Origin of the sequence: Aquamicrobium ahrensii (assembly GCF_040545755.1) — a bacterium.
In the GTDB taxonomy this organism is placed as follows: domain Bacteria; phylum Pseudomonadota; class Alphaproteobacteria; order Rhizobiales; family Rhizobiaceae; genus Mesorhizobium; species Mesorhizobium ahrensii.
Map to the genome: position 1 here is coordinate 404,504 of NZ_JBEPMN010000002.1, position 15,568 is coordinate 420,071.

Genomic DNA, 15,568 nt, shown 5'->3' on the forward strand with positions numbered 1-15,568 from the left:
CCGGATTGCTATAGGTCACCACCGTCGCGAGAGGGAAGTGCACTTCATGGTAGCTGCTACATCGAATTTTCGCTTTTTCACGGGCCTTGCTCTTTCCGGCATGATGCTGGCGATAGCCGGGTGCCAGTCGAACGGCGGCGATGTGCTGAACGTGCAGGGCAAGCAGGCCGCCAACGCTTCCGGCGAGAAGGTGCTGGCCAGCGAACTGATGGCTTATTGTCCGACGCTGACGCTGCGCGAAGGAACAGCCTATTTCAACACCTACGCCAGGGGCGGGCAGGACGACCCGGCCAAGATCGTCTATCAGGCCTCGATCGGCGAGGTGACGCGCGACTGCAAGCGATCCAACGGTCAACTGACCATGAATGTCGCGGCTGCGGGGCGCGTCGTGCCCGGCCCGCAAGGGGCGGCCGGAACCATCACCATGCCGATCCGCGTGGTGGTGATGCGCGGCGGCGACGTGCTTTATTCGCAGCTTCACCAGTACAAGGTTCAGGTGAGCGATACCTCCTCCGCTACCCAGTTCGTGTTCAGCGATCCGAACGTGACCGTTCCGGAACCGAGTTCGCGCAATTATCAGGTGTTCGTCGGCTATGACGAGGGACCGCCTAAGGCGAAGCAGGAAGAACAGCCGAAGCGCGTGGTGCGTCGCGCGCGCCCCGCGCCAACCGCCCAGCCGGCTCCGGCCCCGGCGCAACAGCAGCAACCGGCTGCGACCTCGGAATCGGACATTCCGCGCTGATAAATTAAGAAGGCCGCTGTCGGGCGGCCTTTTTGCTGGTCAGCCGTCTTCCGACCAGGTGAGAAGCGCTTCAAGCACGCCCTTGAAATCGGCCCAGCGGCGGATGACGGTTTCCGCACCCGCCTCCATCAGCACGTCGGCGTGGCCGGGATAGCTGTGAGCCCCGCCGGTGAAGCCGATGACACGCATTCCGGCGGCGCGCGCCCCGGCAATTCCGTGCACGGAATCCTCGATGACGAAGCTGCGCGCCGGATCGGCGTTGAACTCGCTCGCCGCGTGCAGGAAGACGTCCGGCGCCGGCTTGGTCTTGCCCGTGGGCAGTTCCGGCGCGGAAAAGATCGGACCCTTGAACACAGGCATGATGCCGGTTCTTTCCAGCATGGCCCGTATCCGCTCGCTGGGCGAGTTGGAGCAGATGCAGCATGGCCCGGCAACCTGCGCGACAGCCTCACGCACGCCCTCGACCGCGCGCACCTCCTGTCTGAGTCTACGGTCGACAGCCGCCTCCGCCTGGTCGATGAGCGTCGCCTGAAAGGGCAGGCCGGAGATTTCCTCGATGCGCAGCAATATATCCTTGAAGGTCAGGCCGGCATAAGTTCGGGCCAGTTCCTCAGGCGTGATCTCGAAGCCGGCCTCGGTCAGGAGCTCGGCCTCCACGCGCGCGGCGATGATCTCGGAATCGACCAGAACGCCGTCGCAGTCGAAGATGATGAGGTCGGGCTTGTCCATATTGTCCGCATCCGGTTTCGGGGAGGAAAACGCCGGCGACCGGCGGGCGGGGCATACATCAAGGCGCGCTCCGGCGCAAATCGCTCCGGGCCTTCACCGATTGTTTACGCTGATCGGTAACCATAACGACAGGTAAACAGTAACGCGCATCCTGGGTGTACAACATGTCTGCAGTACGTCGTCTCGACGAGTTTTCCGGCGTTTCTTCCAGAACGGAATGGCTGGACACGATCCTCAAGGGCGACTGCGTGGCGGCGATGAACCGCCTTCCCGACGCTTCCGTCGACGTCATCTTCGCCGATCCTCCCTACAACCTCCAGCTCAACGGCGACCTGCACCGGCCGGACCAGTCCAAGGTCGATGCGGTGGACGATGCGTGGGACCAGTTCGACAGTTTCGAGGCCTATGACGCCTTCACCCGCGCCTGGCTGCTGGCCGCGCGCCGCGTGCTGAAGCCGAACGGCACCATCTGGGTCATCGGCTCCTATCACAACATCTTCCGCGTTGGAGCCAAGCTGCAGGACCTTGGCTTCTGGATTCTCAACGACATCGTCTGGCGCAAGACCAATCCGATGCCGAATTTCCGCGGCCGCCGTTTCCAGAACGCGCATGAGACGATGATCTGGGCCTCGCGGGACGCCAAGGCGAAGGGCTACACCTTCAACTATGAGGCCATGAAGGCGGCCAATGAGGATGTGCAGATGCGCTCCGACTGGCTGTTCCCGATCTGCACCGGCCATGAGCGGCTGAAGGACGCCAAGGGCGACAAGCTGCACCCGACCCAGAAGCCGGAGGCGTTGCTGGCGCGCGTCATGCTGGCCTCGACCAGGCCGGGCGACGTGGTGCTCGACCCCTTCTTCGGCTCCGGCACCACCGGGGCGGTGGCGAAGCGGCTTGGCCGGCACTTCGTCGGCATCGAGCGCGAGCAGGACTATATCGACGCGGCATTGGAGCGCATCGAGGCCGTGAAGCCGCTGGGCGCGACAGAACTCACCGTGCTGACCGGCAAGCGCGCCGAGCCGCGCGTCGCCTTCGGCAGTCTGGTGGATACGGGCCTGATCAAGGCCGGCGCCACCCTGTGGGATTCGCAGCGCCGCTGGTCCGCAAAGGTGCGCGCCGACGGCACGCTTACGATCGGCGAGGATGCAGGCTCGATCCACAAGATGGGCGCGCGCGTGCAGGGCTTCGACGCCTGCAACGGCTGGACCTTCTGGCACTATGAGCGCGCCGGCGGCCTCACCCCTATCGATGAACTGCGCCGTATCGCGCGTCTTGGCATGGAGAAGGCCGGAGCCTGATCTTTCCTGGCGGGTGCGCGCCGGTTTTCCGGTCGCGCCCGCATGGTCAAGGCTTCCGGCGCTTGGTCGCACCGGGAATGGCGGCGTCGATCGCTTTTTTCATGACTGTGGGCAGCGCCTCGCCGTGAAGATCGTCCGGCGGCGACCAGAAATGGCCCTGCGGCGCGCGCCCGCCGAAGCTGGCGCGGTAGATGTCCAGCTCCAGCGTAAAATGCGTGAATACATGGGTGATCTGTCCGGCCCGTTTCCATGGTGAAGGGAAGGGGGCGGCGTCCGGCGAAGTCTCGCCGTCCAGGCGCGCGGTCCAGCCTGTCGTGGGCACTTCCGTCATGCCGCCGAGCAGTCCTTTCTCGGGGCGCTTGCGCAACAATACCGCTCCATCCTCGCGGATGGCGACGAAGGCCGCGCCACGGCGTCGCGGCTTTTCGGGCTTGGCCAGCCGCACCGGATAGAGTTCGGGATCGCCTGCGGCCAGCGCGTCGCAATCGGCGCGCAACGGGCAAAACATGCATTTCGGCCGGCGCGGCGTGCAGATGGTCGCACCGAGGTCCATGGTCGCCTGCGCGAAATCGCCCGGCCGGCCAGACGGCACCATCTGCTGCACGAGAGCGCGGATTTCCGTCTTGGCCTGCGGCAGCGGCGTCTCGATGCGGAACAGCCGTGAGACGACGCGCTCGACATTGCCATCCACCACGGCCGCCGGGCGGGCGAAGGCGATGGAGGCGATGGCCGCCGCCGTGTAGGGGCCGATGCCGGGCAGGGCCAGCAAGCCCTCTTCCGTATCCGGGAAAATCCCGCCTTGCGCCGCCACCAGATCGGCGCAGGCCTTCAGGTTGCGGGCGCGCGAATAATAGCCGAGCCCTGCCCATGCCTTCATGATGTCGTCATTGGCGGCGGCCGCGAGCGCGGAAACGCTCGGCCAGCGGCGGACAAAGGCGGTAAAATAGGATTTGACGGCCTCGACCGTGGTCTGTTGCAGCATGATTTCGGAAAGCCAGACACGGTAGGGATCGGGCCGCTCGCCCTTCGAGAGGGCGGCAGGGCCTGTCCGCCACGGCAATTCGCGGTGGTGGGCGTCGTACCAATTAAGAAGTCTGGCCGCGACGGCGGGCTTGCGGCTTTTGTCCTGCGGTGCCATTGATCGGGAAATGCCGGTTTCCGGTGCCTGAGGTTCGATGAAACGTCGCTGATGAAACGTCGCTGGACTAAGCACATGGCAGGGAAACCCTTCGCGGGCAATCCCGTTCCGGTCAGCGATCTGGCGACGGGTATTCTTGATCCCGTGCTGCGCAAGCGCGCCGGCATATCGGTCGGGCTCGTCCAGTCCTGGGAGGAGATCGTCGGCGAGCGGCTGGCCTCGAGCTGCCGCCCGGAAAAGATCCAGTGGCCGCGCCGCATGCGCGAGGAAGATCCGTTCGAACCGGCCGTGCTGGTCGTCGCCTGCGAAGGGTTGGCTGCGCTTCACATCCAGCACCAGAGTGGCGAAATCATCGGCCGGGTCAACGCCTTCCTCGGCTTTGCCGCAGTCGGGCGTATCCGCATCGTGCAGAAGCCGCTGAGCGGCCCTGTGCGCAAGCAGCGGCCTACCTTGCGCGCCCTTTCCGTGCCGGAAAAGGAGAAGCTGGCGCGCACCGTCGACAAGATCGAGGACGAGGGCCTGCGCGCATCGCTGGAACGGCTGGGCACCACGGTGCTCGGCCGCAAGAAACCGGGCTGACGCCGCGCCATCGCGCTTTCGTGATCATGCGAAGACGGCTTGATGATTGGATTGTCCGCGCCAATGCCTTAATTGGCCACGACTCTCGCTTTTATAGGCCCTCACGGTACACAATCGTAAAACAAATCGGTGATTCGCATGACCTTGTCCCGCAGAACAGTCCTGTCTTCCCTGGCCGCGGTTCCCGCCGGGCTCCTGCTGTCGGCTTGCAGCGATTCAGGTCAGCAAGGCGCCGCCAACGCGGCGTCCGCTTCCGCAGCCACGGCAGCGCCGCCCGCATCGGGAACGCTCGACATGGCGCAGGTGCTGAAGGAAGGCGCGCTGCCCGACAAGGTGAAAGGCAGCGCCGACGCCAAGGTCACGGTCGTGGAATATGCCTCGATGACCTGTTCGCACTGCGCTCATTTCGCGGTGAACACCTATCCGGAGGTGGAGAAGAAATATATCGACACCGGCAAGGTGCGCTTCATCATGCGCGAATTCCCGTTCGATCCGCGCGCCGAGGCTGGTTTCATGCTGGCGCGTTGCGCCGGGGACAACTATTTCCCGATGATCGACGTGCTGTTCAAGCAGCAGATGAACTGGGCCGCCGCCGAAAACGTCAAGGACGCCATGTTCCAGCTTGCAAGGCTCGCCGGTTTTACACAGGAGAGCTTCAACGCCTGCTTGACTGACCAGAATCTTCTTGACCAAGTGAGAGCAGTCCAGAAGCGCGGTGCGGAGGAATTCAAGATCGACTCCACGCCGACCTTCATAATCAACGGAAAAGTCTACAAGGGAGCGATGTCGATTGACGAATTCTCGGCGGTCATTGACCCGCTGCTTTGACGTCCCGGCAGCATCGAAGCGGCCCGCCAACGGTGCGCCGCTCTTCCTGATGCATGACTTCCTTATTCCTGAACGAGGGCGCGGATGAGGTTTTCGCGCCTTCGCCTTCTCGGCTTCAAATCCTTCGTCGAGCCTGGTGAATTCGTCATCGAGCGCGGCCTGACCGGCATTGTCGGGCCGAACGGTTGCGGCAAGTCCAACCTTGTCGAAGCGCTGCGCTGGGTGATGGGCGAAAGCTCCTACAAGAACATGCGCGCGTCCGGCATGGACGACGTGATCTTTTCAGGTTCGGGCTCGCGTCCCGCCCGCAACACCGCCGAAGTCACGCTCTTCCTCGACAACAGTGACCGCACCGCGCCGGCTGCCTTCAACGACGCCGACGAGTTGCAGGTCTCGCGCCGCATCGAGCGCGAGGCGGGCTCCATCTACCGCATCAACGGCAAGGAAGCGCGAGCCAAGGATGTGCAGCTTCTGTTCGCCGACCAGTCGACGGGCGCGCGTTCCCCCTCCATGGTGGGGCAGGGGCGTATCGGAGAGCTCATTCAGGCGAAGCCGCAGGCGAGGCGGGCGCTGCTGGAGGAGGCGGCCGGCATTTCCGGCCTGCACACCCGCCGCCATGAGGCGGAGCTGCGCCTGCGCGCCGCCGAGCAGAACCTCGAACGTCTTGACGACGTGGTCGGCGAACTGGAAGGCCAGATCGAGAGCCTGAAACGGCAGGCGCGGCAGGCGTCGCGCTTCAAGAACCTGTCCTCGGACATCCGCAAGGCCGAGGCCACCTTGCTACATCTGCGCTGGAGCGCGGCCAAGGCGCAGGAAGGCGAGGCGCGTTCCGCACTGGCTGAAGCCACCTCGCTGGTGGGAGAGCGTGCGGCGGCCCAGGTCGAGGCGGCTAAGGAACAGGCCATCGGCGCGCACAAGCTGCCGCAATTGCGCGAGGCCGAGGCTGCGGCCGCCGCCGCTTTCCAGCGTCTGTCCATCGCCAATGCGCAACTGGAGGAGGAGGCCCGTCGCATCCTCTCGCGCCAGTCCGAACTCGACAGGCGGCTGGAGCAACTCGACGCCGACATCGCGCGTGAAGAGCGCATGGTGCGCGAAAACGCCGATATTCTGGAGCGGTTGGCCGAGGAGGAAGGGCTTCTCAACGAGGAGAATGCGGGATCCGACGAGCGCGCGGAGGCAACGCGCATGGCTCGTGAGGCTGCGGCCGAAACGCTTGGCAGGAGCGAGGATGCTCTGGCGCGGCTGACGGCGGAACGCGCGGAGGCGGCGGCCTCCCGCAATCAGGTAGAGCGTTCCTTGCGCGAGGCCGGCGAACGTCGCGACCGCTTCGCCCGCCAGCTCGGCGATATGGACCGCGAACTGTCGGAAATCGGTGCGCGGCTCGCCGCTCTGGCCGATCCGGCCGAGAAGATGGAGCTGGTCGAGCAGGCTGAGGCGGCTTTGGAGGAAGCGGAGGCGGTCGTGGAGGCTTCCGAGCAGTCGGTTGCGGAAGCGCGCGAGGCCGAGAGCGAAACCCGCGGCCCCTTGCAGGAGGCGCGGGCGGAACTGGCCCGCATCGAGACAGAGGCGCGAACGCTTGCAAAAATGCTCAGCGCCGGCGGCAGCGACCTTTTTCCAGCCGTTCTGGAGCAGGTCAGCGTCGAACGTGGTTACGAGACGGCCCTGGGCGCGGCGCTGGGCGAAGATCTCGATGCGCCGCTGGACCGCGGTGCGCCGGTGCATTGGGGAGATGTTCAACCTGTCGCCAGCGATCCGCCGCTGCCTCAGGGTGTACGAAGCCTTGCCTCGGTGGTGCGCGCCCCGCAGCAGCTTGCGCGACGGCTGGCTCAGATCGGCATTGCGGATGCGGCGGAGGGGCCGGCCCTCCAGCTCCTGCTGGCGCCCGGCCAGCGGCTGGTGACGCGCGAGGGCGCGCTGTGGCGTTGGGACGGGTTCACAGCGAGCGCCGACGCGCCGACTGCCGCCGCTCTTCGGCTGGCGCAGAAAAACCGGTTGACGGAGCTCGACGCCGAGGCGATCACCGCCACGTTGAAGGTGCGCGCCGGAGAAGAGGCTCTTGCCGCCGCCGAGGCTGCAATCCGAAGCCATGCCGAAGCCGAGCGCGCCGCGCGCCAGATTCTGCGGGAAACGCAGGCAAAACTCGATCAGGCCCGCACGGCGCTGGCTCAGGCCGAACGAGCCGCCGGGGAAATCGCCAGCCGCCGCGATGCTCTTGAAGATGCCCGCCAGCGGCTGATGGAAGAACTGGAAGAAGCTTCCGCCATCTATGCGGAGGCGGAAGAAGCGCTGCGCGACGCGCCCGATGCGGGCGATCTGCAACTGCGCCTTGACCGCGCGTCAGCCGTCGTTGCGTCCGATCGGGCGGCTCTTGCCGAAGCGCGCGCCGTTCACGACGGCCTGAGCCGTGAAGCCGAGACGCGCGCGCGCCGGCTTCAGGCGATCGAGGCCGAGCGCCGCAGCTGGCTGGTGCGCGCGGAGAACGCCGACAGCCATATCCGCGCGCTTCAGGAGCGTCGCGCCGAAGCGCTTGAGGAACGTGAAACGCTGGCTGAAGCGCCCGACGAGTTCGATATGCGCCGCCGGGCGCTGTTGTCGCAGCTTTCGCAGGCCGAAGCGCAGCGCAAGGAGGCGGGGGACCGCCTTCAGGAAACCGACAACCGGCAGGCGGAGCTGGACAAGGCGGCCACCGCCACCATTCAGGGACTGGCCGAGGCCCGTGAAGCGCGCGCGCGCTCCGAGGAGCGGCTGACCGCAGCCGACGAACGGCGGCAGGAGGTCGAGGCGCGTATCCACGAGGCGCTGAACACGCCGCCCCATCTGGTTATCCGCCACACCGGCCTGCAACCGGACGATCCGATGCCGGACGCCACCAATGTCGAGCGAACGCTGGAGCGCCTGAAGATCGAGCGTGAAAGGCTGGGCGCGGTCAATCTGCGCGCCGAGGAAGAACAGCGCGAGCTCACCGGGCGGCTGGACACCATCGTTTCCGAGCGCGACGACATCATAGAAGCGATCCGCAAGCTTCGGCAGGCGATCCAGAGCCTGAACCGCGAAGGGCGCGAGCGTCTGCTCGCCGCCTTTGAAGTGGTGAACGGCCATTTCCAGCGCCTGTTCGCGCATCTGTTCGGCGGTGGCACCGCCGAATTGCAGCTCATCGAATCCGATGATCCGCTGGAGGCGGGGCTTGAAATCCTCGCCCGCCCGCCGGGCAAGAAACCGCAGACCATGACGCTGCTCTCGGGCGGCGAGCAGGCGCTGACGGCGATGTCGCTGATCTTCGCCGTGTTTCTCACCAATCCGGCGCCGATCTGCGTGCTGGACGAGGTGGACGCGCCGCTGGACGACCACAATGTCGAGCGCTTCTGCAACCTGATGGACGAGATGGCGGCCTCGACCGAGACGCGCTTCGTCGTCATCACCCACAACCCCATCACCATGGCGCGCATGGACCGCCTGTTCGGCGTGACCATGGCTGAGCAGGGCGTGAGCCAGCTCGTTTCGGTCGATCTCCAGGAAGCCGAAGCCCTGAGTGAGGCGAGCTAGGGGCCGATTCACGCAAGATGTTCCATTTCGGATCACTTTCTGTGGCCGATTGTTACACTTCTTGTCGACCCGAAGTCGTCCTTTTGATCCTATCCCCATGATCAGACATGGTTTTGTCAGTTTGATGCGGCACATTCAGGGATGTGGGGATTTCATGACGCAACGATTCTGGTAACTCCGCGTTAGTCGCTGTCAGATGGAAGTCTGCATATGGGGAAAGCGTGCTGCCGATTCCGGCTGGTGCGGTGAGCGGGAAAACGATGCTGATTGCCCGGGGGCGGGGCTGATCTGTGCTGCTTGCCGAGGAGAATTTCGACAGCATGAAATTTCGCGTACTGATGCGGAGAGCGCGCATTCTGCGAACTGCCGGCACTGCGCTGGACGTGTTCACCGCGTTTGCGGCTTTCATCCTTTCCTACGTCACTGCTTACGGTGAACGCTTCATGTTCGCCGTGCCTGGCCTTGAGGAAAAGGGTCTCGCATTTGTCGCGATCTTCATCTGTTTCTACTGGCTGTTTTCGGTCCATCGCGGATCGTGGCGGTATTTCTCGATTCCGGACATGGTTACGATCGTAAAGGTCGTCTCGGCATCGGTGATCGCCTATACGATTGCGGCCTTCCTGATGACGCGCGGCTCCAACGTGCCGCGGTCCGTGCCGGTGTTGACGCTTATCTATCTGGTGGCTGGCCTCTCCTTCAACCGCACCGCCTGCCGGCTCCTGATGGAAAGGTCGTTTTTCTCAAGACCCGCCATGTCCGGTGCGCCGGCGCGGGCGGCGCGCAACGTGCTGCTCTACGGGCTTACCGACAGTGCGGAAAGTTTCATACGCGCAAACCGGCGTGGAGCGGCCAGCGAGTTCAATATTCTGGGCATACTGGACGATGGGGTTCTCCATCAGGCCCGCATCGTACAGGGCGTGAAGGTGATCGGCAGCTTCGAGGACCTCGAATTTCTGGTGGAGCGGTTGAAGGTCCGGGGAACGCCGATCTCCGAACTGATCGATACCGAGGAAAACCCGAGCAGGCAGCATCTGGCCGAGGTTGTGCAGGCGGCCACCCGGCTGGGGATCAAGGTGTCCCGCATTCCAGAGTTCACGGAAAGGGCGCTGCTCACGGGACAGAACCTGCGGCAGCCGAAACCGATAGACCTGAGCGATCTGCTTGGACGCCCGGAGATCACAGCGGATCTGGCGAGCGTTGCGCGACTGGTCAACGGCCGCGTAGTGCTGGTGACGGGCGCGGGCGGCTCCATCGGTTCTGAACTTTGCCGGCAGATAGCGGAATATGGTCCGGCGCAGCTTGTCATAGCTGACGCCTCCGAACTCCATCTCTACAGGCTGGATATGGAACTGCGTGAAAATTATCCGCAGATACGGATCGAAACAAATCTCGTCGATGTTCGTGACAACACAAGGGTCGAACAGATATTCGAGCGGTTCCGGCCAAATATCGTCTTCCATGCGGCAGCACTGAAGCATGTTCCGATCGTCGAGGAAAACCCGGTCGAAGGCATCAAGACCAACCTGCTCGGCACCCGCAATGTGGCGGAAGCGGCAGTCAGGTCCGGCGTCTGCAACTTCGTGCTGATCTCCACAGACAAGGCGGTGAAACCGACCAACGTGATGGGGGCCAGCAAGCGCGCCGCGGAAGCCTATTGCCAGTCTCTGGACGTCGCCTCCCAGACAACGTTGTTCACGACGGTCCGCTTCGGCAATGTCCTCGGCTCAAACGGGTCCGTCGTTCCGCGTTTTGAAAAACAGATCGCGGAAGGTGGTCCGCTGACGGTCACGCATCCCGAAATCACGCGGTTTTTCATGAGCATACCCGAAGCCGTATGTCTGGTTCTCAATGCAGCCGCAGCCTATGCAGGGCGAAAGCGCGGCGACATCATGGTGCTGGACATGGGCAAGCCCGTGAGGATTGTCGATCTTGCCGAACGCATGATCCAGCTTGCCGGACTCAAGCCCTATGTCGATATCGATATTGTCTTCACCGGCTTGCGGCCGGGTGAAAAGCTGCATGAGGAACTCTTCGATCCTAGCGAAGTCCTGCAACGTGCGCCGGATGCGCCTTACTTCGCGGCCTCTCCGCGTGTGATCGACAAGGAAGTCCTGCACAAGACGATCCTCTTCCTCGAACAGGCTGTGGAACACGAAGACCGGGAACGTGCGGTCGAGCTTCTCCGGCACATTGTCCCGGAATTCAGGCCGGGCGCTGTTCTGGCGAGGGGGGACGACGACTACGATCCGGAGGCGATGGTCGTCCGTATCGACAGGAAGACGAAGGCTGCACCATCGTTTCCAAAGCCGGTGGCCTGATACCGAAAAACCTGTGTTTTTTATCAGGAAATAAAAGATCGTCGCACGCCAATGCTTTGAGCGGCCAGCATTCGGGCATGAGCGCTCGTTCCATTTTATTCAGCAATATCATCGTCATATAAAACTTGAGAATTTTTTCATTGAATTAGCACGTTATGCGTGTATCGCCCAGAGCTTTATCGACCAGCGTGTCGATCAGGCCAGCGACACCTCTTCGCAGGCGCGCAAGTTCATTCAGGAACAGGTGTTGCAGGTCAAGGAGCGTCTTCAGAAATCCGAAGAGGAACTGGTCGAATACGCCAAGAGCGCCGGCATCACCATCACCGGCAGCGACAGTTCGCTGATTGCGGCGAACCTGACGGAGATCAACAAGGCTCTGGGCCTCGCCATGCAGGAAAACCTGGATTACGGGCGTCTGGTCCAGCAGATCGACAATGGGCAGGGCGCCAGCCTCGAGCAGGTGCTCAAGAGCGAGGGGCTGGAGAGGCTGCGGGGCAGGCTGGCCGAGATGAATGCGGAGTACCAGCAGAAGCTGGCGTTCTTCAAGCCGGGCTTTCCCGAGATGCAGCAGTTGCGCTCGCAGATTCGCGAGACCGAGAATCAGGTCAATCTGGGCGTCGCGGCGATAACCGACTCGATCCGCATCAAGCACCGCGAGACGCTCGCCAAGGTCGAGGATCTGAGGAACAAGCTGGCCGAACTGGAAGCCGAACAAGTCGCCTACCAGGACAAGAACATCCAGTACACGATCCTGAAGCGGGAGGTGGATTCCAACCGTTCCCAGTATGAGAACCTCATCGCCAAGCTGAACGAGGTCGCCGTCGGCTCCGAACTTAAGAACCAGAATGCGGCTGTGGTGGACATGGCGGTCATGCCGCGTTCCGCCTATTCGCCGCGCCTGTCCCTCAATCTGGCGATCGGACTTGTCCTGTCCATGGTGGTCGGGGCGGCGGCGATCTATGTGCTCGAACTGCTTAATAACACCTTCACCAATCCCGAGCAGGTGGAGAAGGAGTTGCAGTTGCCAATCCTCGGCATCCTGCCGGCGCTCGAGGACAAGGATTTCGGCCAAGCCGTGGCCGATCCGAAATCGGGACTGTCGGAATCCTACCGGTCGCTGCGCACCTCGCTCCAGTTTTCCGGTGAAGAAGGCGCGCCGCGCACGCTGCTCGTCACCAGTTCCGAACCGGCGGAGGGCAAGTCCACCACCGTCTACAAGCTGGCCGAGGACTTCGGCGCGCTGGGCGCAAAGGTGCTGGTTCTGGATGCGGATCTTCGCAAGCCGATGGCGCATCGCATATTCAAGGTCGACAACGCCGTGGGACTTAGCAACGTTCTGACCAACACCATCCGGCGCGAGGATCTGCCGAAGCTCATCAAGCCGGTTGGGGGAAATGTCAGCGTCATGACTGCCGGCATGATCCCGCCCAACCCCGCCGATCTCCTGTCTTCCTCACGCATGGGGCTGCTGTTGCAGAAGCTCTCCCGGAGCTACGACATGGTCCTGATCGATTCCCCGCCGATCATCGGTCTTTCCGATGCTCCGATCCTCAGCCGGCTGACCGAAGCGACGCTCCTCGTCGTCTCTTCAAATCAGGTGACGCGAAAAGCTGCGCGAACGGCGCTGAGGCGCATCCAGGCCGCTGGTTCCAACGTGCTTGGCGTGGCGATGACCAAATTCGCGGTCCGCAAGCTCGACTACAACTACAGCTATAAATACCTCAGCTACAACTACTACAGCTATGGCGACGAAACGCCGAAGCTGGAAGGCGGGGCCGGTGAGGGGGGCTCATCACAACATGCGAAAAACTGGTCGCTGGCTTCTGTGTCTGAGCGCATGCGCAAGCATTTGCGTGATCTTGGCGATCGCATCAAGTCGGCATCTTGAGGCAAGCGATCCTGACGCGGCGCTGGCGCTTTATCCGCTGAACACGGAGGCGCTGCTTGCCGGGGCCGTCGCCCGGCTGAACAGGCAGGATGCCGACCGCGCCATTGACAAGATGGAAGAGCAGGTCCGCGCGGCAGTCCCGGACAATGCCGGCGATGCGCGTATCTACAGCCTGCTTGGAGAAATCTTGCGCCGGCGCGGCCAGACCGAGGCCGCCTATCACATGTTTGACCACGCCCTGACGCTGGCGAGCACCGAAATCCATGCGCTGCAATGGTCCATCCACAGAGCCGTGACGGCCGGGGACCATGACAAGGCGGTGGCGGCTCTGGACGTGATGTTCCGGCGCTGGCCCGACAGGATCAGGCCGTTCGCGGCCGCGGTGCCGCAGGTGTTCTCGCTGCCCGACAGCTACGCCGCCTTGCTGGAGACCGTTGCGCAAACGCCGCCGTGGCGCACCCCGCTGATCGTGGCCCTTGCGGATTTCAGCTCCGGAAACCTCGCCTTCACGGCGCGGCTTTTGCAGGATCTGACACTGGGTTCCACGCCGCCCACGAACCCGGAAACGGCGCACCTGCTCGCCAGCCTGTTTCGACACAAACAATATGATCTGGCGTACCGCACCTTCCTGTTGACGCTGTCGCCACAAGAAAAGGATTTGTCGGGCTTCGTGTTCAACGGGCTTTTCCGTCAGGGCCCTTCGGGCAGAAGGTTCGACTGGATGATCCGGCAGCAGCCCGGCATCGTCCTGACCTTGCCTGCCGGGTCAGCCGACAGCGCATCGGGGCAGGGCCTTCTGCTGGAATTCGGCGGCACGCCCGTGCTTCGTGTTGGGCTGGAGCAGAACCTCCTGCTTCCTCCGGGAGCCTATCATATGGAGTTCGCGGCTTCGGCCACTGGGGCCGAACTGCCCAAATCGCTGTTGTGGGCCATTGACTGTATCGATCCGGGCCAGCCGGTGCAGCGCGTCGAGGTGCCGGACGGGACTTATCAGAACCGCACCATTCGCGGCACGTTCACCATCCCGCAGAACTGCCCTCTGCAAAGCCTGACGTTGCGCACCAACACGATGGTCGAGAGCTGGAGCAATCGCTACGGCGGCAGGGTTCTGTTCCACAGCATTCGTATTTCGGCGGTGCAATCATGACGGTCGTCGAGGCAGGGGCAGTGAAAGGGCTGCCCGGCAGCCGCAACGCACTGGGCCTTTGCCTGCTCGCGTGCCTTCTGGTGGGCGGCGCCACGCAGCGCGGCATACTGGTCGACGCCATCCTCCAGATGATCGTCATCGCCGGCTCGGCCTATGCGCTGATGTCGGCGCAGATATCGAAACCGATGCGTGCCGGATTCCTCATGTTCATCCTGATCATCGCGGCCGGCCTGGCGCAGCTTTTGCCCCTGCCGCTCACGCTGCTCGAAATCGCCCGGCCGGCCGACCTGCTACCGTTCGCCGGGGGCGAGACCGCGGTCAGCGCCGCGCCGATCAGCCTCAGCGTTTCGCGCACCGTCGAGGCCACGATCTTTGCACTGGCGCCGGTCGTGTTCTTCATCGCCGCAGCGAGCCTGCCGCAGGAAAAAATCGCCAGCCTGCTGCCATTTTTCGTCATAGGCCTCGTCTGCAACCTGATCGCCGGCGGCTTGCAATACTCATTCAGCACGGACGCTACGCTCGGCGACCTGCTCGGCTACGGCGTGATGGTCGGCATGTTCGCCAATGTGAACCATTTCTCCACGCTGGTGTTCGCAAGCCTGCCGCTGATCGTCTATTTCGGCTTTTTCCACGACCGCGCGGCCATCGCCACGCTCCTGCTGGTGTTGACCTTTCTCGTCCTGCTGGCGGCAGGCTCGCGCGCCGGAATCCTGATCGGACTTGGCGTGGTCGCCATCTCCGTCGGTTCGCTCATCTGGCGGGGCCGCGTCGGCACCATCGCGATGGTGGTTCTGTTCGCCAGCTTCGCCGCCTATGGCTATGGCGCGTTGATCCAGATCAGCTCGCAGCAACTCGACCCGGATTTCGGGCGCAGGGAAATCGCCCTCACGACATGGAACGCCCTGCGGGACAACTGGGTATGGGGCACGGGGTTCGGCACTTTCGATCTCGTCTACCCGGCCTACGAGAGACGGGACATGGTGCACGCGACATACGTCAACCATGCTCATAACGATTTCCTCGAACTGCTGCTTGAGGGCGGTATAGGCGCGGCCGTCATTTTTGGCGTCTATGTCTTTGCGCTGGTCGTCCGCGCGTTTCAGGTGTTCAACCGTCCGCTCCAGCGTCTGGCGCTGCTGTCGATCGCCGTTATCCTGCTACATTCCATTGTCGACTACCCATTGCGGACCATGGCGATCGCCATGACGTTCGCCTTCTTCAATGTCCTGTTCTTTTCCGACATAGGCGCGCGGCCGGCGTCACCGGATCGCGGCGCGCAAGGAAAACCCAGGCAGGCGCGTGAAGAGGTTTTACTTCCTTCGACGCAAGGCCTCGGTTGACCGATGGCCAGGGGGCAT

The 15,568-nt window shown here is 63.3% G+C and carries 11 protein-coding genes; 9 read left to right on the forward strand and 2 right to left on the reverse strand.

All coding sequences use genetic code 11. The features are described 5' to 3' along the window. Positions 1-46 precede the first annotated feature (46 nt). Positions 47-742 (forward strand): hypothetical protein, encoded by a 696-nt coding sequence (locus ABID44_RS04820; RefSeq protein ID WP_354150536.1) that lies wholly within the window; start codon positions 47-49, stop codon positions 740-742. Between the two features lie 39 nt (positions 743-781). Here the strand turns inward: ABID44_RS04820 and ABID44_RS04825 are convergent, their stop codons facing one another. Then, positions 782-1,471: an HAD family hydrolase gene (locus ABID44_RS04825; RefSeq protein WP_354150537.1), complete on the reverse strand. Its 690-nt coding sequence runs from the start codon at positions 1,469-1,471 to the stop codon at positions 782-784. A 164-nt stretch (positions 1,472-1,635) separates the two neighbouring features. Between ABID44_RS04825 and ABID44_RS04830 the strand changes: the two genes are divergently transcribed. Next, positions 1,636-2,769 (forward strand): site-specific DNA-methyltransferase, encoded by a 1,134-nt coding sequence (locus tag ABID44_RS04830; protein WP_354150538.1) that lies wholly within the window; start codon positions 1,636-1,638, stop codon positions 2,767-2,769. A 46-nt stretch (positions 2,770-2,815) separates the two neighbouring features. Here ABID44_RS04830 and mutY read toward each other — a convergent pair whose 3' ends face one another. Continuing rightward, complete coding sequence (gene mutY / locus ABID44_RS04835) at positions 2,816-3,907, reverse strand: A/G-specific adenine glycosylase (RefSeq protein ID WP_354150539.1); 1,092 nt, start codon at positions 3,905-3,907, stop codon at positions 2,816-2,818. A 75-nt stretch (positions 3,908-3,982) separates the two neighbouring features. On the opposite strand from mutY, the gene ABID44_RS04840 reads away from it, so the two are divergent. The 7 genes from ABID44_RS04840 (at position 3,983) to ABID44_RS04870 (ending at position 15,550) form a co-directional block, all read left to right on the forward strand. Next, positions 3,983-4,486 carry a DUF721 domain-containing protein gene (locus tag ABID44_RS04840; RefSeq protein WP_354150540.1) on the forward strand — a complete coding sequence of 168 codons (504 nt, stop codon included), beginning with the start codon at positions 3,983-3,985 and terminating at the stop codon, positions 4,484-4,486. 138 nt (positions 4,487-4,624) lie between these two features. Next, positions 4,625-5,314, forward strand: a complete 690-nt coding sequence (locus ABID44_RS04845) for a DsbA family protein (protein WP_354150541.1) — start codon at positions 4,625-4,627, stop codon at positions 5,312-5,314. Between the two features lie 84 nt (positions 5,315-5,398). Beyond that, positions 5,399-8,857, forward strand: a complete 3,459-nt coding sequence (gene smc / locus ABID44_RS04850) for a chromosome segregation protein SMC (protein ID WP_354150542.1) — start codon at positions 5,399-5,401, stop codon at positions 8,855-8,857. A gap of 320 nt (positions 8,858-9,177) precedes the next feature. Continuing rightward, on the forward strand, positions 9,178-11,175 hold the full coding sequence (locus ABID44_RS04855; protein WP_354150543.1) for a polysaccharide biosynthesis protein: 1,998 nt from the start codon (positions 9,178-9,180) through the stop codon (positions 11,173-11,175). A gap of 247 nt (positions 11,176-11,422) precedes the next feature. Further along, the gene (locus ABID44_RS04860) at positions 11,423-13,063 is read left to right on the forward strand and encodes a polysaccharide biosynthesis tyrosine autokinase (RefSeq protein WP_354150544.1); all 1,641 of its coding nucleotides are present in this window, start codon (positions 11,423-11,425) and stop codon (positions 13,061-13,063) included. Next, positions 13,035-14,210, forward strand: coding sequence for a tetratricopeptide repeat protein (locus ABID44_RS04865; protein ID WP_354150545.1), 1,176 nt, complete (start codon positions 13,035-13,037; stop codon positions 14,208-14,210). The genes ABID44_RS04860 and ABID44_RS04865 overlap by 29 nt, the downstream gene beginning before the upstream one ends. After that, positions 14,207-15,550 (forward strand): O-antigen ligase family protein, encoded by a 1,344-nt coding sequence (locus ABID44_RS04870; protein WP_354150546.1) that lies wholly within the window; start codon positions 14,207-14,209, stop codon positions 15,548-15,550. Before ABID44_RS04865 ends, ABID44_RS04870 begins: the two co-directional genes overlap by 4 nt. The last annotated feature ends 18 nt before the right edge of the window (positions 15,551-15,568 follow it).